The 21,297-nt window shown below is 41.2% G+C and carries 14 protein-coding genes; 6 read left to right on the top strand and 8 right to left on the bottom strand.

From position 1 onward, the window contains the following. Window positions 1-40 precede the first annotated feature (40 nt). The 3 genes from CHB71_RS06290 to CHB71_RS06280 all read right to left on the bottom strand — a co-directional run bounded on the left by CHB71_RS06290 (window position 41) and on the right by CHB71_RS06280 (window position 3,746). Window positions 41-1,234, bottom strand: coding sequence for a DUF4268 domain-containing protein (locus CHB71_RS06290; protein ID WP_089356046.1), 1,194 nt, complete (start codon window positions 1,232-1,234; stop codon window positions 41-43). A 164-nt stretch (window positions 1,235-1,398) separates the two neighbouring features. Further along, window positions 1,399-2,526 carry a 4-hydroxyphenylpyruvate dioxygenase gene (gene hppD, locus CHB71_RS06285; protein ID WP_089356045.1) on the bottom strand — a complete coding sequence of 376 codons (1,128 nt, stop codon included), beginning with the start codon at window positions 2,524-2,526 and terminating at the stop codon, window positions 1,399-1,401. A gap of 83 nt (window positions 2,527-2,609) precedes the next feature. Beyond that, window positions 2,610-3,746 (bottom strand): FAD-dependent oxidoreductase, encoded by a 1,137-nt coding sequence (locus CHB71_RS06280; protein WP_089356044.1) that lies wholly within the window; start codon window positions 3,744-3,746, stop codon window positions 2,610-2,612. A gap of 83 nt (window positions 3,747-3,829) precedes the next feature. Here CHB71_RS06280 and CHB71_RS06275 point away from each other — a divergent pair, with 83 nt between their 5' ends. Further along, window positions 3,830-5,191: an NAD-dependent succinate-semialdehyde dehydrogenase gene (locus tag CHB71_RS06275; RefSeq protein WP_089356043.1), complete on the top strand. Its 1,362-nt coding sequence runs from the start codon at window positions 3,830-3,832 to the stop codon at window positions 5,189-5,191. A gap of 164 nt (window positions 5,192-5,355) precedes the next feature. Here CHB71_RS06275 and CHB71_RS06270 read toward each other — a convergent pair whose 3' ends face one another. Beyond that, window positions 5,356-7,725, bottom strand: coding sequence for an ABC transporter permease (locus CHB71_RS06270; protein ID WP_089356042.1), 2,370 nt, complete (start codon window positions 7,723-7,725; stop codon window positions 5,356-5,358). Window positions 7,726-8,056: 331 nt separating this feature from the next. On the opposite strand from CHB71_RS06270, the gene CHB71_RS06265 reads away from it, so the two are divergent. The 5 genes from CHB71_RS06265 (at window position 8,057) to CHB71_RS06245 (ending at window position 15,212) form a co-directional block, all read left to right on the top strand. Then, window positions 8,057-9,325, top strand: a complete 1,269-nt coding sequence (locus tag CHB71_RS06265) for a hypothetical protein (protein ID WP_089356041.1) — start codon at window positions 8,057-8,059, stop codon at window positions 9,323-9,325. A gap of 76 nt (window positions 9,326-9,401) precedes the next feature. Then, window positions 9,402-10,073 (top strand): hypothetical protein, encoded by a 672-nt coding sequence (locus CHB71_RS06260; protein WP_089356040.1) that lies wholly within the window; start codon window positions 9,402-9,404, stop codon window positions 10,071-10,073. 75 nt (window positions 10,074-10,148) lie between these two features. Beyond that, window positions 10,149-11,900 (top strand): sodium:solute symporter family protein, encoded by a 1,752-nt coding sequence (locus CHB71_RS06255; RefSeq protein WP_089356343.1) that lies wholly within the window; start codon window positions 10,149-10,151, stop codon window positions 11,898-11,900. Between the two features lie 168 nt (window positions 11,901-12,068). Then, the gene (locus CHB71_RS06250; protein WP_089356039.1) at window positions 12,069-12,995 is read left to right on the top strand and encodes an SDR family oxidoreductase; all 927 of its coding nucleotides are present in this window, start codon (window positions 12,069-12,071) and stop codon (window positions 12,993-12,995) included. Between the two features lie 180 nt (window positions 12,996-13,175). Beyond that, a complete protein-coding gene (locus tag CHB71_RS06245) occupies window positions 13,176-15,212 on the top strand; it encodes a lamin tail domain-containing protein (protein ID WP_089356038.1) in 2,037 nt (678 codons plus the stop codon). Here CHB71_RS06245 and CHB71_RS06240 read toward each other — a convergent pair whose 3' ends face one another. The 4 genes from CHB71_RS06240 to CHB71_RS06225 are packed head-to-tail and all read right to left on the bottom strand — an operon-like array spanning window position 15,213 to window position 21,256. Next, the gene (locus CHB71_RS06240; protein ID WP_089356037.1) at window positions 15,213-16,655 is read right to left on the bottom strand and encodes a TolC family protein; all 1,443 of its coding nucleotides are present in this window, start codon (window positions 16,653-16,655) and stop codon (window positions 15,213-15,215) included. Then, entirely contained in the window at window positions 16,648-18,018 is a 1,371-nt protein-coding gene (locus tag CHB71_RS06235; RefSeq protein WP_089356036.1) for an ABC transporter permease, read from the bottom strand. The genes CHB71_RS06240 and CHB71_RS06235 overlap by 8 nt, the downstream gene beginning before the upstream one ends. Window positions 18,019-18,020: 2 nt before the next feature. Beyond that, entirely contained in the window at window positions 18,021-19,367 is a 1,347-nt protein-coding gene (locus tag CHB71_RS06230) for an efflux RND transporter periplasmic adaptor subunit (protein ID WP_089356035.1), read from the bottom strand. 44 nt (window positions 19,368-19,411) lie between these two features. Then, window positions 19,412-21,256, bottom strand: a complete 1,845-nt coding sequence (locus CHB71_RS06225) for a M61 family metallopeptidase (protein WP_089356034.1) — start codon at window positions 21,254-21,256, stop codon at window positions 19,412-19,414. Window positions 21,257-21,297 lie beyond the last annotated feature (41 nt).

The following is a 21,297-nucleotide window of genomic DNA, read 5'->3' as shown; positions in this document are numbered from 1 at the left end:
TTAACAATTTTTCAGGCGCTGGTTGGAGTGCTGGCAGACTTTAATAGGAGCTTATTTTCTTCATTCTTGGTCTTAGAACGTTCACAAATGTGTTCAGCCAAGTCTTAAAAAAGTCTTTGATTTCTTCTCTTTTAGAATCATCAAAGATATCGTCACACGGAAACCTTGTCGAAACATTTCCATTGTCGTCCCAACTCCAAATTGCATCGTTTCCAAATTCTTCCTTCATTTCATCTTTGAAGGTACTTAGCTCTTCAAAAATTCTTTTTCCATCATGGTCGTTCTGGACTCGAAAATATACTCCAACTCTCTTCTGACTTTTAGCGAAATATGCGCTAATCCAAGCTTTCTTAGTTTTTCCGGGATAGACATAAAGATTCTGTGCTGTCCCCGGATTAGGCATGGGTTGACCAGGATCATCAAAGTTAAGTTCAGCCACAAGTTCGTTCCAGAAGCAGATGTAAAAGTTCCTTTCATGACTTTTTTCTTGTGAAGATGGTTCGGATGGAACGGTTTCAAAATCATCACTCTTGGATAGAACGAAACCCTTTGGAATTTCAACAGTCATTTTAGATATCTCCGTTGTTTTGACTAATGTTTTGGGGACTATCAAATTTCCAATTCCTTCAGCTGAATAGATATTGAGTTCGACCATCGCAAAGGTAAAGTTCAGGTGACCTGAACTTGAAAGAAATTCAGCTATTCCAATTGCACCTTCTTTAATTCCATCACCAGCAATCAACAGAAGAAAGCGACCCCTTTCCAAGTTCCTACTTACTGAATCTACAAAGTCAGACTCCTGAGGAACCAAATCCTCATGTGCTTCCTTGACCAAATTGTAGAGTGTATTACCCTTGGAGTTTAATCGTCTGTTTATCTCTCGTTGAAGATCTTCATATGCCCAGTTAGATAGTTCCTTTGCATAATCCAATATTTGAGCAACCACTTTTCTTCTTGCTTCGGGGTTTCTCCAGAGTTTGGTTTCCACAATCGTTAATTCGCCGTTCGGAGAAACCATTAGAATATCCAATGGTCCCACAGTTGTGTTAAGTTCCATGCAAACTGGAACAACTGGATTATAGGATTCATCAATGTCGCTAATAGGCAAACAGTCGGGGTTTTTGAAAATTAGTTCCTGAACAGCGAGTTCATCGTCAGCTTCAACTTTGGTCAGATGGGTTACCTCGTTGTTCGAGTTAAGAAAAAGAGGTTTACCGTAAGCAGTTTGTTTCATAAGGTTCAGATGAGTCTTTTGTCAGAAAGTTATTGCCCATAACATTTAATGTATCACACATGTACGTGATATAAACCATTCAAATATACCGTTTTCAATCATTATCCATAAAAAAAGGAACCCTCTCAGGTTCCTTCTTCAGCGTGATTAGTAGTGAGTGATATTTATAGTGTGCCTCGCAGTTCCTGTTCTTTTTCCAGTGCCTCAAACAAAGCTTTGAAGTTACCTTTTCCGAAAGAGGTAGCCCCTTTTCGCTGGATGATCTCAAAGAACATGGTCGGTCGAGCCTGCACCGTCTTGGTGAAAATCTGCAGCAGATAGCCTTCATCGTCACGGTCTACCAGGATACCCAAAGGCCTCAGTGCTTCAATGTCTTCATCTATTTCACCTACTCGTTCTGCTAAAGCATCGTAGTACGTGTCTGGCACTTTCAGGAATTCAATTCCTCTGTTTTTAAGATCAGTTACGGTCTGGATGATGTTATCGGTGGCGACTGCAATGTGCTGAACACCTGCACCTTCGTAAAACTCCAGGTATTCATCTACTTGCGATTTTTTCAGTCCGGCAGCTGGTTCGTTAATAGGGAATTTGATTCTCCCATTGCCATTGCTCATCACCTTACTCATGAGCGCGGTGTACTTGGTAGAAATATCTTTATCATCGAATGACATGATCTGCTTGAAGCCCATCACTTCTTCGTAGAACTTCACATATTTATCCATGTCGCCGAGCTCCACATTACCCACCATGTGATCCACATACTTTAAGCCAACAGGTTCAGGGTTGTATTCGGTGTTCCATTCGCGGTATCCCGGAAGGAAAATCCCATCGTAATCATTTCGTTCAATAAAGATATGCACCACTTCACCATAGGTATGGATACCGGATTGTACCACTTTACCGTGTTTATCTTCAATGGTGTTGGGCTCCATGAAGGATTTAGCTCCTCGCTTTACAGCTTCATTATATGCATGCGTTGCATCATCCACCCAAAGGGCGGTTACTTTCACGCCATCACCGTGCTTATCGATGTGCTCGCCGATGACCGTGCCACTTCGGAGAGGGGAGGTTAGCACCAGTCGGATTTTGTCCTGGACAACCACATACGATTCCCGGTCTTTGATGCCTGTTTCCAGCCCTGCATATGCCAGTGCTTTAAAACCAAAAGCAGAACGATAGAAATGAGCGGCCTGCTTGGCATTGCTCACATACAATTCCAAATAGTCCGTGCCATTGATTGGCATGAAGTCCTGCGCTTCCTGTGTTTTTTCTGCTGTTGCTGTAGTTTCCATGACTAATGTTTTTAATTAGTTGTTGTGACAACAAAGTTACAAATATCTAATCGATTAACAAATATCAAACGAATAGCATAAGGCTAGGGTTTAAGACCAGCAGCGATGCGTTTGTGACCCTCCATGATTCTCGTAAGCTCCTGATCATTAGGATTTAATGACCAGTTACCTTTTTCGGAAGTTCCGCCAAGGATGATTCCATCTTTGCGAGGAAACATGTACAACAGATCATCGAAGGTAGGAATCACATATCCATAGTTGATTTCCTCCTGAGGAAGGAGTACTGCCAGTTGTCCTTGTACAGGAATGAGGCTTTTGTCCTTAAATAAGTCATGCGATCCTAACCCGGTGCAGTTCATAACGTATGGTTCCTTCAATTGGTTGAGTTCATTCAGGTCATTGAATTTACGAACTATCAATTTTCCGCCCAGCTGGTAAAAATCATCCAGAAGGGCCTTCATGTAAATAGGCGGTTCAATCATCAATGAGTATACTTCATCGTTAATTTCAAAACCAGTGAAAGGAGAGGAGGTTGAATTGTGCTGTTTGTAGTCCGGGTAAAGGTTTTTCCCACCCGGGAAATCAAAGCTCGCTCCCAGAAAAAAGCTTTTGATCCACCAAACGCCATATCTTGAACCTACAAGATCCTGAAACATTCGCTGAGAGATTATGGAAGCTCGATTAAATTCATCCATGAACCCTGTGGCAATCATACCTGATTCAAACACAGAAACAGGTGCCCAGTAGGCGGCCGCCACATTGGAAGTGGTATTGGGTGGGAGGCGATCAGTGTAAATAGTCACCGGCCTTCCTTGCTTGAGTAAGAGAATAGCGGAGGAAAGTCCGATCACACCTGCACCCAACACTGCGATTGGAGTTGATTGCGAGGCTTCAATTTTCTCAATGGCCAGGCTGGCTGTTCCCCAGGAAAGCGAGATGCCACCGCCTCCATGACCGTAATTATGAATGATTGCTTTCTCGTCCAGCTTTTGTACACTTAGGTTGAAACCGGAAGGTCGGTATGGCCTCAAACCAACGACCTGTCGGATGATGCGCTCCGGTGATACATTCACAGGCTTCAGCGGAGAATACTGTATGGGTTGATTTAATACTTGCTCGAGTGCATACGAGGGCAAGCTCATGGTAGACATAAAAAAACCTGCGGCACCCAGCTTTTTTATGAAATTTCTTCGGCTATCATTTTGTTGTGTATGGATCATGATAATACTTCCAGCATAATCACTTGTAAAATAATAAGTTAGGAAGAATCATCGAACGAGTGTTAAAATAAATCAAAACGAAAATGCAGGCAATCAATCCGGCGACCGAAGAATTGTTGAAATTTTATGCGGATCACAATGATGGTCAAATGGCGAAGATCATTGATGCTACGCATGAAGCGTACTCCTCCTGGAAGGATACCACTTTTTCCTATCGCAGTGAGTTGATGAAAAAAGCGGCCGCTGTTTTGCGTTCCAAAAAAGCGGACTTTGCAAAGATCATGACCGAAGAAATGGGGAAACCCTTGAAGAATAGTGAAGCAGAAGTGGAGAAATGTGCCTGGGTTTGTGATTATTATGCAGATAATGCTGAAGCCTTCTTAGCAGACGAGGTGATAGAAACGGATGCCTCCAAGAGCTACGTAAGTCATCGTCCACTCGGCATTGTATTCGCAATCATGCCATGGAATTACCCCTTCTGGCAGGTGTTTCGGTTTGCAGCACCAAGCCTGATGGCGGGAAATGCTGCCTTGCTGAAACATGCACCCAATGTACCCGGATGTGCGGAGGCGATTGTTGCTGTTTTTGAAGAAGCTGGTTTTCCAAAACATCTTTTCAGCAACCTGTTTATCACCAATGATCAAGCTTCCGAGGTAATCACTCATAAACATGTAAAAGCAATAACATTGACCGGAAGCACACGGGCAGGAAAAGCGGTGGCCAAACAGGCTGGAGCTGTTCTCAAGAAATGTGTGCTGGAGCTGGGAGGAAGTGATCCTTACATCATTTTAGAAGATGCCGATTTGGACCTGGCTGTGAAAACCACAGTAGCCAGTCGCTTAAAAAACAACGGACAAAGTTGCATCAGTGCCAAACGTTTCATTGTTCCTGTTGCGATTAAAGATGAATTTGAAAAACGATTGATTGCCGAGATGAAATCCTACAAATATGGTGATCCTACAAATCCGGGGGTCGATTTGGGTCCTTTGGTAGGGAAGAAGTACCGGGAGCAATTGGCCGATCAGGTAGATCGGAGTATTAAAGCAGGGGCTAAGTGTCTGCTGGGTGGCGAAGTGCCTGTCGGACCCGGATATTATTACCCACCAACCATTCTTACCGATGTAAAGAAAGGAATGCCTGCGTATGAAGAAGAATTGTTTGGACCGGTTGCTTCTGTCATCACTGTAAAAGATGAAGTGGAGGCCATGAGGGTAGCTAATGATACCTACTATGGACTTGGAGGAGCGATCTTTTCCAAAGATGTAAAACGAGCCGAAGTGCTGGCCGCAACCAAACTGGAAGCAGGCTCCTGCTTCGTAAACGCCATGGTGCAATCAGATCCTCGCTTGCCATTTGGAGGGATCAATGAAAGCGGTTTTGGTCGTGAGCTTTCACACCACGGCATCAAGGAGTTTGTTAATGTGAAGACGGTTTATGTGAGGTGAGACCAATTCATTCAAAAAAATGACACCTTACAATCTCCTCTTGGGAGGAGGTAGAGGTGGGTGATGGACATAAAGTCATTTTTTGAATGAATGTGTTGTAAACCCACCCCAACCCCTCCCAGGAGGGGATTTGTGCTTCTTATTGTTTTACAAATTGTGTTTAATCATTCATTCCTCAACGATTTCACCGGATTAGCCTTAGCTGCCCGTCTCGCCTGATCTGATACAATCAGGATGGCAAAGACAAGCACGATTATTCCTACCACAGGGAATATCCACCATTGAATGCCTACTCTGATTGTGTATCGCTCTAAATACTGATCGAGCAAGTACCAGGCGAATGGAGAGGCCAGAACAAACGAGATGATCACCAGCTTGGCAAAGTCTTTAGACATCAGATTCATCAGACTGGCGATAGTAGCTCCCAGCACTTTTCGAATGCCAATCTCTTTGATGCGCTGCTCTGCAGTATATGAGGCCAGCCCAAATAATCCCAGCCCGGTGATGATGAAAGCCAATGTAGCAAACAAGCTAGCCAACTTTCGGGTGAGGTTGATGGTCGTGAACTTACGCTGAAACTCATCATCTGCGAAGTTGTATTCAAAGGGATAGGCAGGATTATGTTTGGTGAAAATCTCCTCAACCCCGGCAAGTGTTTGTTGAAGATCATTTGTTTTTTTTAGTCGTACGGAGATATAACCACCCCAATCATCCAAAATCATAAACATGGGTTTCACCGGATCATAAGGTGAGCCCATCAGCACATTGTCAATCACTCCAATTAATTTTCGTTCATCTCCCCATAAGTCCAGATTAGTCCCAATCGGATCTTCCAAACCCATAATGTCCAATGCCGCTTTGTTGATGACGATTGCTGTCGAGTCACTGCCATAGTCCTTGGAGAAATCACGCCCCATGAGTACGTCTATTCCCATTGTTTTAGCGTAATCATAGGTGGTGGTAATGGTTGTGAAGATGACACGTTTATCTTCCGGTTTACCAGGCCACCCCAGAAAGTTATTTGAATTGATCTGGGTAATTTGTGAGTTGGATCTGGTAACGGATTCCACCAGCCCGGAGGACTCTAGTTCCTGCTTCACGATATCATAGTTTTCTCGCAGATCTTCTGTCAGTTCAACTGCGATTAAGCGCTCCTGGTCATATCCTAAATCTCTGTTTTTCACCAGGTTGATCTGCTGAAAGATGACGATGGTACTGATCATTAGCACAATGGAAAAGGCAAACTGCATGATCACCAAAACCTTACGTGGTGTAGTTGCTCCTTTGCCCGCTTTAACTGTTCCTTTGAGGGTTTGTACCGGTTTGAATGAGGAGAGATAGAAGGCAGGGTAGCTTCCGGCGATAACCCCTAATACGATGATGATTCCTACAGCAGCCAACCAAAATATGGGAGAAGCATAGTTGATACTTAGTTCTTTATCAACCAGGCTGTTGTAAGCGGGCAGGGCCAGTTCGGTAAGGAGTACAGCAATTCCAAAAGCTATAAAGGTGATGAAAATTGATTCACAGATAAATTGGTAAATTAATCGTGAACGAGTGGTGCCCAGGCTCTTTCGGATACCCACTTCTTTGGCTCGCTTTTCAGAACGCGCGGTGGCCAGATTCATAAAATTAATACAGGCAATGATCAGGATAACAATGGCAATGGCTGTGAATAGTTGTACATAGTCACTTCGACCACCTGCCTGTTTGCCTTCATCGTCCCAGTTGGAGTACAACCTCCATTGAGACATAGGATGTAGGAAATAGTGTTTCTCCATGCCATGTTCTCCATCTTTTTCCATGGCCAGATCATATATACTCTGTTCCACATCTACCTCACGAGATGGCTCATTTAATTCCACAAATACCTGGAAAGAATAATTACCCCAATTGGTTTTATTATCCTTTACCCATTCGTTTACCGATTCTCGGTACTTCCATGTTGCGAGATAGTCAAACTGGAAGCTTGAATTTTCAGGAAGGTCTTTTACAATAGCAGTGACTTGTAATGTACCTTCATTTTCGAGTTTCACTTGCTCACCAATGGGGTCTTCATCACCGAAAAGAATCTTAGCAAGGGATTCAGAAAGCACAATAGACATGGGATCCTTTAGCGCTTCCTCATGCGTACCGGAAGCCAACTCAAATTCAAACATTTCTAAAAATTCTTCACTGACATAGTACCCTCGCTTTGTTATCCGCACATCACCTGCTGTAAGTAGCCGGTTGCCTCCCCATCCGGCTACTACTGAGTTTTTAATGTTGCTATCGATGACTTTCATCTCCTCATAGGTTGGGAGAGGGACTGATCGCCAATTATTCACCTTATCGTCAAATTCAGAACTGATCCAAAGCTGATACAGACGATCGTATTTAGGTAAGAACTTATCGTAGGACACTTCATCAGCTACCCAAAGCAAAATGAGTACACTACAGACAATACCGATCGACAAACCGGAGATGTTAATGACTGAATAAAGTCCGTTCTTTTTCAGGTTTCGGATGGAGATGAGGAAAAAGTTCTTAAGCATGACGTGAAAGTTGAGTTGTAATTAAGGACTGTTTTTGATTATCAATAGTTGCATGATAATGGAATTACCGAAGCAGATTGAAATAGTTACAGACGAACCAGCAACTAATGATTTATTTTCACATTCATCCTTTTTTAATCTGATGCTATACTTATATGTATTATAGTTTATAACTGACCATTGTTATCATTTGATAATAATTACGTTTTGTGAAAAAAAATCAATTGATATCTTGTTAATTAGACTTGAACGCACCTATTATTGCCGTTGTATCCCGCTAACCTAACATTATGTGGGATATATATATTTATTCACCTAATTTTTTTAAAGAATGAAAATCACTAAAAACCTAATCGCACCAATTTGGTTTGCAATTGCTTTAATTGCATGCCAGGAAAATGAAATGCTTCCTCCGGAAGATGAACTTATCAAACCAGAGATGTCGCATGCCATTCTTTCAAACGATCAACTTCAGCAAGTTGCTATATCAATGACTGAATTCATCAATGATGATGATGTACGATCTGAACTTATTTCTTATGCTACTCCAGGAACAGATAATGAGGTTTATAGACCATTTAAATATCTGCTTACTGAGGAAAGCCCCAATGGTCGTTTAAGCTCTGCATTAGCGACAAAATTGGAAAGTAGTCTAGCTAAGTGTAGTTCTTGTAGAACTCAAAATAGCGACATTGACGATATTTTGGCCATACTTGAAGAACATTATGTTATTTCTGCTCCATATCTAGCTGAAGACTTTTCAGAATCAACTGAGCCTCTAACTATTTCCTGGTGGGATGGAATTGATGATAGTGGCGTAACTCCTGGTATACTATCCACTGACCTGAACAATGGAAGAGTAACTAATGAGTTGATTTCTGTAAATGATCAGTATGCGTCCAGTCATCCTACTTTAGTATTGATGCCTGTTGATGAAGAACTTTGTCCGATTGGAGATCCATGTGATCCCGGATCAGGTGGAGGGTCATCAGGCGATCATGATAGTTTACCGAGAGATATTGATTGCAGAGCCCTGGAAGATGATGCCATAGTTAAGATAAAAATGCCCCAATTTAGGCTCCACTCAAATACAAGAAATTGGCCTAACTCCAATAGATTGTATTTTTGGGCTATAACTGGAGGCGACTTTACAGTAAATAGTAATGGGTTGGTCGTAAATACGGATCCTGATATAAATGAGCCATGGGGAGATGGTAAAGGATTTAAAGTAAGCAGGAAAAATGCTAAAAATCAAAATTGGGTAGGATCTGATATGTCCTTTGTTGTTCAAGACTGGAAAAAAAGTCAACCGGACTTAAGGATAATTTTTGCTGCAAGGAATGACGGAGAAGGTGACATTAGCTATACAGACAATGTTTCATTGGATACAGATGAGGATTTTTCAAGAGATACTGATGTTGCATTTCATGTTACATCAGAAAAACATGCATATTTTCTTATGAATGTATCTTTTGATCGCTGTGCTACTCTTGGAGAAATTGCATCAGATGGTGGGTTTGGGTTAAAAAATAATTATCAGATTTACAGGTTTGGCGATGTTTCGTTTTACTTAGCTGATGAAATTAGAGAGAACAATTAAATTTTTATAGGCTGTTCTATAAACATCAATTTGTCTGATATTACAATTTTTTAGAACAGCCTTTTTTCTTACAACTATGAAAAAGTTCTTAAGCATTTTAATTATTATAATCTCTGCAAATTCCATTTTTGCACAGAAAAAAGAGATTAGTTTAAAGCTGGGTGTCATTGATCCAGAGAGTTTCGGCGAGTACGGATATAATATTGAATTTGGCTACAAATTTGAATTTGAGAAAATTCCTAGATTATCTGCTGGTATAGGGCTTGGTTTTGGGAAGCGAAATACTTTTACAGACATGTTCAATAAGTCGTTTTTATTTGCAGATAACAATGATGTCACCCAGGAGATTGATGATCATATCAGAAGCCTAACTTTTGAGGAGGCACTTGACTTTCATTTTGAGTCCTATAATGCAAACTATTTAAGATTTATGGTCTATTTTGAAGTAGTCCAATTTCTAGGTTTTAAATCTTCTCTGTATACAGGCGTGTTTATTCGTGATGAAAATGGTGCGGATTTTGACATTTACCAGTATTCATTGGAAAACAATATGATCTCAGATTACCGATCCAATTATAGAGTATATCAAAATACATCTCTGGGTTGGCCTCTTGGGATAGAAATAGAGAAAAAAGTGGCATTAAAGTATAACCTTTTAATTGATGCAAACTACGGAATACCCTTCAATACTGAAGACGATATTTTTGTAAACTTCTTCTTGAGAGCAGGCATATCCAGAGAATTTTAAAGCTCTGTCAGGTTTTATTGAGATAGTTACAAGCCACTTAGCTATTTTCAAGGCTCCATTTAAAACATGACCACTATGATTCTTACGACATTCGACTGGCTTGTCATTGGAGCCTTTTTCATCATTGTATTAGGCATTGGTCTTGCGGCCAGCAAAACAGCAGGAAAGAGTTCATTGGAATATTTCCTGGCTGGAAAATCCATGCCCTGGTGGCTTTTGGGTGTTTCAATGGTTGCTACCACTTTCTCAGCAGATACACCTAATCTGGTGACAGGCTTTGTACGTGAGGGAGGAGTTGCGAAAAACTGGGCTTGGTGGTCTTTTTTGATTACTGGAATGGTTACGGTTTTTATCTATGCCCGATTATGGAGGCGATCTGGGATGCTGACCGATCTCGAGTTTTATGAGCTTCGATATGGTGGAAGGGCTGCATCATTTCTTAGAGGGTTTAGGGCTCTTTACCTGGGCATTTTTTTCAATTGCCTGATAATGGGGTCTGTCACATTGGCGGCAATTAAGATATCATCTATTCTCTTTGGGATAGAACCACTTCATACTGTTGTTATCGCTTCAGTGGTGGTGGCTGCATATTCAGCACTTGGAGGTATTAAGGGTGTGATCTGGACAGATTTTTTTCAATTTGGTATCGCTTTGATCGGTGCTGTTTATGCTGCTTATGTGGCAGTATCACAGCCGAAGGTTGGTGGTTTATCCGGTTTACTGACTCATGAATCCCTCGAAGGTAAACTGGATATCATTCCCGATTTGAATAATACTTCATTGATTGTTTCAATGTTTATCATTCCTCTTGCGGTGCAATGGTGGTCAGTATGGTATCCGGGTGCCGAACCGGGTGGGGGAGGTTACATTGCACAGCGTATGCTAGCTGCAAAAAATGAGAAACATGCAGTAGGGGCTACCTTGTTTTTCAATTTTGCGCATTATGCACTTCGTCCATGGCCATGGATTCTAGTGGCACTAGCATCAATCATTTTATTTCCAGATTTGGCTTCTATTAAAGCAGCATTTCCAGGTATCAATGAACAATATCTTGGAGACGATATTGCCTATCCCGTCATGCTTACGCTGTTATCCCCCGGGTGGCTTGGATTAGTTGTTGCTTCACTTATTGCCGCTTATATGTCCACCATCAGTACACATCTAAACTGGGGATCATCCTATGTGGTCAATGATTTTTATCATCGGTTTGTAAAACCAAAAGCATCAGAGAAAGAGTTGGTAGCAGTGGGTAGAATTTCAACTATAATACTAATGGTCATAGCAGGAGCCCTTGCTCTTACTGTACTTGAAAATGCGACACAAGCCTTCAATATCCTATTACTATCAGGTGCCGGAACGGGTGCGATTTTCTTATTGAGATGGTTTTGGTGGAGAATAAATGCTATTACAGAAATTGTTGGAATGGCTATAGCCACTATTAATGCCTTCGTTCTTGTTCTATGGGTTTCTGATGAAATGCTTGCGCATTCGGTTTTCGATGCTTTCACCATGCGATTGCTAATTGCCACAGGAGTTACTACTGCTTCATGGCTGGTTACGGTGATGCTAACCAGACCGGAAGCGAAAAGTGATCTTTTATCATTTGTGAATAAAGTGCAACCCCAATTAGGATGGAAACAGTTTCAAACTGGCTCAGTTCGTTCATTTAAATATCAGCTACTAAGTGTTTTTGTCGGAACAGTGGGCGTCTATTCTGCTCTTTTCGGAATTGGAAATATCCTTTATCATAGCTATTTAGTGGGGTTTGTTTTCATTGCTTTATTTACAATATCAATTATTCTGATCTTCAAATGGTGGAAGTACTAAAATGGGGTATAAAAAATACCCTGAAGTGGGTATTGATTATCATTTGATAAGTTGTGTACTTTGATGTATAGACTTACCGCTCTATTCACTGCCTAATGTAGAGGCCTTTTAATCCGGGCCTCTTTTTTTATGCGCCATTGGCTATATTGCCACACAAACAAATACTTTATGACGCACACACAAGGCATGCTAAGCCCGGAATCGCTGAAGGGCAAAACAATCATTGTAACAGGAGGAGGAACAGGACTTGGAAAATCGATGGGAGCCTATTTTTCAGAGCTGGGCGCGAATCTGGTCATTACCAGTAGGAAAATGGAAGTGCTGGAAGAAACTGCAAAAGAAATTACAACGAAAAGTGGATACCCGGTTCATTGTGTGGCATGTGATGTTCGGGATTATGACCAGGTTGAAAAAGTTATTAAAGAAGCTAAGGAAAAATTTGGTAGGGTAGATGTGCTGCTAAACAATGCGGCCGGAAATTTCATCAGCCCAACGGAGCGCCTTTCACACCGTGCCTTCGATACGGTTGTTGATATCGTTTTGAAAGGAAGCTACAATTTCACACTCGCACTTGGCAAAGACTGGATTGAAAACAAACAAGGTGGCAATATTTTAAGTATTGTAACAACATACGCATGGACTGGGTCCGGCTATGTAGTGCCATCTGCCTGTGCAAAAAGCGGCGTTCTTGCGATGACCCGCTCCTTAGCCGTGGAATGGGCAAAATACGGAATTCGTAGCAACGCCATCGCACCAGGACCGTTCCCTACAGAAGGTGCCTGGGATCGTTTGCTACCCGGAGATTTGAAAAAGAAATATGACCCTGCTAAGAAGGTACCATTAGGTAGAGTAGGGGATCATCAAGAGCTGGCCAACCTTGCTGCTTATTTGGTGTCGGATTATTCAGCATATATCAATGGAGAAGTAATTACCATTGATGGAGCAGAATGGCTGAAAGGAGCTGGGGAGTTCAATCAATTGGAAGCCATACCGGAAGAACTATGGGATGCCATGGAGATGGGCAGAAAAAAAGGTAGTTCAAAGCTGAAGATGATGTGGCTGTATTTCAAAGGGATGAGGAAGCTTAAAATCTAAGTTCTTAGTGGGCATAATGCTTAGCAATCTTTAAAGATTTTTTCCAGTATTAAAAAAAGTTTAGTCAAATACTTTTGCTAAAGTCAGATAAATAGAAGTTTCATTCTCTTTTTCTGCTTTTTAATAAACAACTGATTAATTTAATATTTAGTTAGTTGTAATGTTTAAATAATTAGCGAAATGTCAAGGCTAATAGCTTCTATATTGTTAACCATTGGATTAAATTGTTCCGCCCAGGATTTAATTATTACTGGTGTTATTGATGGCCCACTTGCTGGCGGTACGCCAAAAGTAGTAGAATTATATGCCACTGCTGATATTGCTGATTTAAGTTTATATGGAATCGGATCTGCAAATAACGGTGGAGGCACTGACGGGGTTGAATTTGAGCTGACTGGAAGCGCTTCGAATGGTGATTTCATCTATGTGGCAACAGAATCACCCGAATTTAACAATTGGTTTGGGTTTAATCCTGACTTTACCTCAAGTGCTGTAAATATCAATGGAGATGATGCCATAGAGCTATTTTATGATGCAACGGGATTATTTGCCGGCTTAGAATCGGTAATTGATGTATTCGGAGATGTAAATGTGGATGGCACTGGTCAGTCTTGGGAATATACGGATGGTTGGGCTTATCGAAACGATGTAACCGGGCCGGATGGTTCAATATTTAGTATAGGGAATTGGGACTTTAGCGGAGTTAGTGCTTTAAGTGGAGAATCAGCTAATTCAACTTCTAGCACTCCTTTTCCGACTGGTTCTTATTCGCCAGTGGCAGGTGATAACACTGCTCCTGTGTGGAGCCCGTCTTATCCGTATCTAGATAATTTAACAAGTACATCCTTTGATATCTTTGGTCAAATAGATGAACCAGGTACGATTTATTACCTAGTGATTCCTAATGATGCGATTGCACCGTCTTCTTTGGATATTACCACATTAAGCTATGCAGGAACAACACTTTTTTCAGGAAGTATTCCTGCAACAACTGCTTTTTCGACGGTTTCATCTCCATTAGCCGGATTGATTGAAGGATTCAATTACGATGTATATGTGGTTGCACAGGATGATGAATCAACACCGAATGTTCAGTTTACTCCAATAAAATTAGATTTTCCTCCTGAATTAATTGCCATCACAGAATTTATGAATAACTCTTTAGGTACAAATAATCTTGATCCAACCATAGGTGATGAAACTACCAATGAATGGATTGAACTATTTAACTATGGATTGAATTCTGTTGATCTGACAGGATGGACGATTTCTGATGAAGATTCAGATAGTGATGTAATTGGTGCTGTTTCTATTGATCCGGGTGACTATGTGATTCTCACCAGATCAAAAACCTATTTTGAAACACAATGGCTTGGAGGTGTTCCAGATGCGCATGTTGTACAATTGGGCATTACACTTGCCGATGGGGCCGATGAAATTATTTTGTCGAATAATGAAGGAGATGCTATTTGGAGTCTTGCTTATCCAGGTGGTCTTTCACCAGGGAGTGGTACTTTTTTGGGATATTCTGAAAATTCATCGAGTACCATCTATGGAAGCAAGGCGTCACCTGGAATTGTCATAGGTGGGGATGATGCATCTGGCTCATCCGGTTATGAAAATTCCGGAGATCCGAATGCATATAACTCTACAGCTGGTGATTCTGGAAGCCCACTCGACGGGCAGTATGCTGCCCCACTTCCTGTTGAATTATTGTCCTTCACAGGCGAACAAATTGATACGAATGCACTGCTTGAATGGGAAACTGTTACTGAAACAAATAACAGTGGTTTTGAAATCCATAAATCACTAGATGGCTTGATATTTGTAAAGATTGGATACGTTGTTGGAGCCGGAAATTCAAATGAAAAAATCCACTATCAATTTGAAGATGAACAGTTTTATCAATCAGCTTATTATCAGCTAGTACAATTCGATTATGATGGAAAGTATGAAAGTTCTGAAGTTATTTATGTGACCGGAGAGGCTGCCTCTATTTTCATATTCCCAAATCCGATTGACGATCAAGCCCATCTGACGGTTCCGACTGATGCATTTGAATTCATCATTCAAGATTTAAAGGGAAGTATAATATACTCAGGTAAAATAACGACGAACGTTGCGGAACAGCAGTTAATAAGCCTTCGAAAAGGGCAATATTTTATTGATGTAAAAACGGTTAATTACCATCAAAAGCTAAGGGTTATTAGAAAGTAATTATTTTGAATAGAGCAAGCTATTGTTAGAAAAATCATACAACGTAAGTCTTCTTAAATCATAATATGCAATCCAATACGTTCGTAGCGCACTAATGTAGCTTCTTTTGGCAGTATCTTTTTCAGTCAATGCGATGTTTAGATTTGTGATATCAATCTTACCGATTAAGTATCGATTCTGCGCTACCTCATACCTCTTTTGAGCGACCTCATCCGACTTTTTAGAAATCTCAATTTGCTGCCTGAGCACCTCAAGTTGACGAACCTGGGTAATGATCTCTTGCTCGAAATTTTGCTCTTCCTGTGCGATTACATAGTCGGTAAGCTGCTTATTTGCTAATGCAGTCTTCATCCGTGCTTCGTTTCGTCCCCAGTTTACGATTGGAATGTTTAGCGTAAGGTTAGCAAATTGTTGATTTTGTGCATTCTGATATGACTCGTTAAAGTCTCCACCTGCACTATTTAGACCAAACGACGCATTTAAGTTCATCTGAAAACGCTCTCCCTTTGCTTCAGCAACTCGAGCATCCGCTTCAATTCTTCTTCGTTCAAAGGCAATAAAATCGGAGCGATTGTCTTTGGCATATTGGAGCGCCAGATCTTCGTTTACCGGGAAGATGGGAATTTCTTCGGGGAGAGCTAAGTCAAACGATTGACCTTCATTAAGCCCTATGAATGTTCGAAGCGCCAGCCTGGAAGTCTGCAAGTCTAATTGAGCTTGTGCTAAGTCCTGTTGCGAACGGAGCAGCTGGAGCTCTACTTGAAGCAGCTTGTCCTCTGAGGCAGTCCCGATGTTGTACCTCCCTTTCTCAATGTTGTAAATGGTATCATTATTCGCCAGGTTGAATTGGGCAATTTGATAGTTTACCTGAGCGTCCAGGTAATCAAAAAAACGATCCACAGCCGTTCTTGATACAAATTCCATTTCTTCAACATATCCTCGCTTTGATTCCTCATAGCGAATAGGTTCAATTTTCTTATCCCACTTCAAATCATTGAAAGCAAATATTGGCTGATTGACCGTGAGGTCAACTATGGTACTTCTCCATCGTGTTTCGTCGAATACCAAATCCTGAAACTGACTAGCTCTTGTGTTAACAGATACGCTTCCTCCTGTAGGAGAGATGGGCTGAAATAGTCCAAGATTCAGGGATGAGTTTGTTTGCTCTACGGGTCTAAATTGCGTTGACCCATCTTCCTGTGTAACTGGGATAAATTGATTGCTGTAGGCAGGTAGATTCCCATTCAAAGCCAATTGAGGGTTATAGTTTGATTTGAATAACCGATACTGCCAAAACCTGTTTTCCTTACGTGTCTCTGCCTGCTTTGCCAACGGAGATTGACCTTTAGCAAGGTTAATGATGTTATCAAGGGAATAAACTACCTGAGCATGTGAACCGATTGCAAGTCCGATCAGGCAAATTGCAATAACTATTTTATTCATATCTAAGAGAAGTGATTGGGTCTTGAAGTGCTGCTTTTCTTGCGGGAGCAATCCCGAAAATTAATCCGATTGCAGTAGCAACTCCAAATGAAATGAGTATAGAGCCAAATGAAATAACAGTGGGAATATCGGCAAAGCGACTGACAGCTGTAGCCATTATTATGCCCAATACAATCCCGATGAAGCCTCCGCTAATGCTTATCATCATCGATTCAAACATAAATTGATTGATGATGTCGGTTTTCTTAGCTCCAATGGAAAGTCGCAAGCCAATTTCTTTAATTCGCTCCAGAACTGAAGCGAGCATAATGTTCATAATACCGATACCACCAACAATCAATGAGATTCCCGCAATTGCTCCTAATACATAACTAAAAATGTCATTGGTTCGCTGCTGTTGCTTAAGCAAAAGTTCAGGAATTTCAATTTCGTAATCAACTACTTCATTATGCTTTCGTTCGAGCATCCGCACAATGACATCTGCTGTTGGGTTGAGCTTTTCTGTTTGAGCTACCTGTACTACCAATCGATCTAACTGATGATAATTGACCGCCTGCTTTGGTGCTTCATCTTCACCACTGCCGCCATTGCCGCCAAAAAATATCATCCCTGAGGAACCACGATTAGCCCCCTGAATCATCTCCTCTGTAAGCATCGCTCGATTTTTGTAACGAACAAGTACTGTTTGGAGAGGTGTATACACATCCATGTTGTAATCTCGGATGCCCAGTTTGCTGATACTGCTCTCGCTAATGTATCGTTCATCTAAAACACCAATTACTTTCAGCCAATTAGGACCACATTTTAGCATTTTACCGATTGGGTTTTCAGAAGGAAAAAACTTTGCTTTGATGGATTTACCTATGATGCAGACGGCTTCACCTTTATCCAGCTGAACATCATTGAACATTTTACCTTCTGCCAGGGTAAAATTGAAAATGTCAAAATAGGAGGGTTCTACCCCTACAAGTTTGGCTGATCGCCTTATGCCATTCTTAATGATGTAGGTTTCAAGTAAAACCTCCGGACTGATCGTTTCTACTCCGGGTATGGTCTTTAAAATGGATTCTTTGTCCTCTAACGTAAGGCCTGGTGAGAACTTCTTCTTTTCCTTACCTTCGTCTTCTTCCTGAAGGTTTTCCTCGGTTTGCTCTACAACGGGCTCAATGATGATATTGTTTACACCAACGAGTTTGATTTGCTCGAGAATTTCCTGCTGTGCTCCGTTTCCGATTGCCAGCATGGCGATAACGGCAGCAACACCAAAAATGATACCCAAAGCAGTTAAGATGGATCTTACACGATTAGCAAATACAGCGTCTATGGCAATCAATAAGTTGGCTAAAACTCGCTCCTTATCCATGCTTAGTTATTTCTTCTCCTACGTTGGGGCTGTTGGCTTTCATTTTGAATCGGCTCAGGTTCCGCTTCTACTTTCTGTGGGTTTCGCTTGCCATTCATCTCTTCAAGTAGAATCACTTCTTTATTTTCCATACCCTGAACAGATGACAAGTGTACTCTATCACCGGCATCTAGTCCGGCAATTATATGAACGTGCTCTGCATTTGCATCACCGATGATGACCTCTTGTTTTACAGTGGATGCTCCACTTTTCTTATATACATAGGTAATAGAGTCGTGCTGGGAGTGCAGGCATTCCAACGGAATGAATAGGGCATCCTCTACTGTTTTCGTAATGATTTTATTGCTAGTCGTCATACCTGGTTTGAGCAATGGATCTGTTCCGAAAACTTCAATCTCGACTTCAAATACTTTGGCATCTGAATTAGGCCTTTGCTCGCCCACATTAGCCACTTTAGTGACTCTTCCTTTTAGATTCTTATCAGGAAAAGCATCAAATCCAATTTCAACGCTCTGTCCTCTTTTCACCTTTCTGATGTCCACCTCATTGACATACGTCTTGGAAATCATCTTTGTGAGGTCAGGAAGGGTGGCTACTACAGGATCCCATGCACTAACTTGTGATCCAGCCTTTACAGGCTTACCATCCCAGCTGCGTTCATAAATAAGCATACCATCCTGAGGTGCCAAAATGGTGAAGCCCTGTGATAGAGCCATCAAGCCTTCAAGTTCGTTTTTATCCCCCCGTAATTCAGCGGATGCTTCTTGCATTTTTGCTACATTTTGTTGGCGCTTTATTTCATAGTTTTCCTTCGCCTGCTGCAACCCTCTTTTTGCTTTTTCAAGCTCTATCTCTGCTTTCTGAATAGTAGCAGGAGGTTCAAATTGAGATTGATCCAACGTGAGCTGCTTTTCTCGCACGGTATATTCAAGGTTGATGAGCTCATCTCTGGCTTGACGCATGGTTAGCGCAGTATCCAGTCTTGTCTGGGTAAATTGTGACTGAGTCTCATCTACTTCGAGTTGGGAATCTTTGATTTTTCCGGTTAGTTCGGATTGATCTAGCCTTGCAACATATTGCCCTTTTTTTACTTCCGTGCCTTCATCAATAATATCCTGAATGGTCACATTCCAAATTCGATAATTTCGTAGACCAGTTGGCCCTTTTATTGGAACTGAGTTTTTAGCATCTAGTGATCCGGATGTCATTATATCTATCACGAATTCGCCTTGCTCTACTTCTACCACCACTTCTGGCCCGGTCTCGGATGAACTTCCTGAAAACACGAAGAACAATATGACAAGTAGGAGGACACCACCGCCTATAAATAGTTTATTATTTCTCTTCATTGATCATTAGGTCTATTATCATATACTTTCTACTGAGCATTAGGTTACTCAGTACCCAACCAAAAAGATCTGATTTTTTGCTGCTCTGGTGAAGGGTTTTCAATTACCTCAAGTGAATGTTTTTGAGATGATTTTACTTTTTTTGCTTTCGCCTTAAGTTTTACTTCCTTCATTTTATTTTTTACTTCACGTCTGACCAAAACAGTAATCTTATCACCCGCTTCTGTCTCATTATAAAATGATTGTATTACTTCAGAGAAAGTTTCAAGCGTGATTTCTTTTCCGTTCCACTCCAATAGCACATCCCCCTCTTTGAATCCTAAATCTTTACCAAACTCATTCATCTCATCAACTCCTGCAACGTAAATTTCTTGTTCTTCATTTAATGCAGGAGTGAATTTACCTGCAGTAATTACCTGCTCATCGCTTTCAGGAGAATATCGAATGCCGGCCCAACCCAGAATCTTACTGTACGGCAGCTTTTCAGCACCACCGACATATGTTCTGAGGAAGTCACCAACTTCATTGTTAGTGATTTTCTCAATTTCTGAGAACAACTCCTCATCTTTAAACGCCTTTTTGGGTCCATATTGTTTAGAAAGCTCTCTTAAGACTGCTTGTAAATCTTTTTGCCCATTGGTGGATTTAATGATGGTTAAATCCAGACACCATGCGATTAATGCTCCGCCGGCATAAACGTCTCCATATCTTCGTTCATTTACAGGCTCAAGTATGTTTTCACTAAACTCTGTATATGGTATGTCGACATTGTATTGATCCTGCTGATTCATTTTATCCTTCATCTGTTCGAGGAAATCTTCCAGGTCGTACAAATCATATTTAACCTGGACGTGATGGGATGAATATTCAGTCACACCTTCATAGAGCCAGAGGTGCTGACTCATTTCGGGTTCGATGTAGTTGAAATCGTGAATCTCTTCTGAGTGTATGTTTAGTGGAGTTACAATGTGAAAAAACTCGTGAGCCGCTACATCTTTCACTGTCTGACTGATCCTCGCTGGATCCATTTCAGGGAGTGTGTAAAGGGAAGAATAGGAATGCTCCAATGCACCCCATGCTCCTGAGATGGTAGGTCCATCAAAAAGGTAGATGAGGTACGCATATCGGTCCACAGGTAGTTTGCCTCCCAGGTATTTGGCCTGGGCTTCCATTAACTCATCGATGTTGTCCATCACGTCTGCGGCACTCAATATCTTATTTGGCGAATAAACCGATACCAGCACCTCAGCACCGGCAATCTCTTTGGTAACTATATCCGGCTTTGAATACATGATTGGTGCATCGGCAAGAAAATTATAGTTGTCAGCGATAAATGTATCGCTGGTTGCAGTCTCATTAGATCTCTTTAGAGAAGTAGCGCCTTTTATTTCTTCGTCATGTGTTATGGTTAGCTCGAAGGGTTTGAATTTATAACCATCAACATAACCAATGAATCCAAATGTATTCAACACATAGACTCCATTGTCAGCTTCGATACTCATTCCTCCCGGTTCGAATAGTTTATTATCACCGTACCCATCAAAGTCGTCATAAGAGTCTTCTATCCAGTAAGAAATTTTGGCTAATTCTTTTGCGTTAGGGATGACCCACCTATTGGTGCTGGCTTTTTCAAACTTGAGCTTATTACCTTCCTTATCAAAAGCTTTAAACTCAGTGACAAACCTTCCAAAATCTGAAATACTATATGTGCCTGGAACTACTTTAGCCATGTGGTATTCTACAGTATCCTCAGTAATCTCCGGTAGGGTTATTTCTACAGGGACTTTATCGTTTTTTGCTTTAGTGAGGTCGATATTGATCTTGTAGCTTTCCTGTGCAAGTAAAGATATGCTTGAAAATAGCAGGGAATAAGCGAGTAATTTTTTCATAATGCTCTAAAACTATTGAATATGCAATTTTAAATGTTAAA

Source organism: Ekhidna lutea (assembly GCF_900188325.1).
Taxonomy (GTDB): Bacteria; Bacteroidota; Bacteroidia; order Cytophagales; family Cyclobacteriaceae; genus Ekhidna; species Ekhidna lutea.
Note: the sequence above shows the minus strand (reverse complement) of the source record. Positions and strands in the feature narration are given on the sequence as shown.

Bases quoted from the DNA above. Each gene is read 5' to 3' on its own strand.
- CHB71_RS06290 (WP_089356046.1), bottom strand. From the start codon at position 1,234: ATGAAACAAACTGCTTACGGTAAACCTCTTTTTCTTAACTCGAACAAC.
- hppD (WP_089356045.1), bottom strand. From the start codon at position 2,526: ATGGAAACTACAGCAACAGCAGAAAAAACACAGGAAGCGCAGGACTTC.
- CHB71_RS06280 (WP_089356044.1), bottom strand. From the start codon at position 3,746: ATGATCCATACACAACAAAATGATAGCCGAAGAAATTTCATAAAAAAG.
- CHB71_RS06275 (WP_089356043.1), top strand. From the start codon at position 3,830: ATGCAGGCAATCAATCCGGCGACCGAAGAATTGTTGAAATTTTATGCG.
- CHB71_RS06270 (WP_089356042.1), bottom strand. From the start codon at position 7,725: ATGCTTAAGAACTTTTTCCTCATCTCCATCCGAAACCTGAAAAAGAAC.
- CHB71_RS06265 (WP_089356041.1), top strand. From the start codon at position 8,057: ATGAAAATCACTAAAAACCTAATCGCACCAATTTGGTTTGCAATTGCT.
- CHB71_RS06260 (WP_089356040.1), top strand. From the start codon at position 9,402: ATGAAAAAGTTCTTAAGCATTTTAATTATTATAATCTCTGCAAATTCC.
- CHB71_RS06255 (WP_089356343.1), top strand. From the start codon at position 10,149: ATGATTCTTACGACATTCGACTGGCTTGTCATTGGAGCCTTTTTCATC.
- CHB71_RS06250 (WP_089356039.1), top strand. From the start codon at position 12,069: ATGACGCACACACAAGGCATGCTAAGCCCGGAATCGCTGAAGGGCAAA.
- CHB71_RS06245 (WP_089356038.1), top strand. From the start codon at position 13,176: ATGTCAAGGCTAATAGCTTCTATATTGTTAACCATTGGATTAAATTGT.
- CHB71_RS06240 (WP_089356037.1), bottom strand. From the start codon at position 16,655: ATGAATAAAATAGTTATTGCAATTTGCCTGATCGGACTTGCAATCGGT.
- CHB71_RS06235 (WP_089356036.1), bottom strand. From the start codon at position 18,018: ATGGATAAGGAGCGAGTTTTAGCCAACTTATTGATTGCCATAGACGCT.
- CHB71_RS06230 (WP_089356035.1), bottom strand. From the start codon at position 19,367: ATGAAGAGAAATAATAAACTATTTATAGGCGGTGGTGTCCTCCTACTT.
- CHB71_RS06225 (WP_089356034.1), bottom strand. From the start codon at position 21,256: ATGAAAAAATTACTCGCTTATTCCCTGCTATTTTCAAGCATATCTTTA.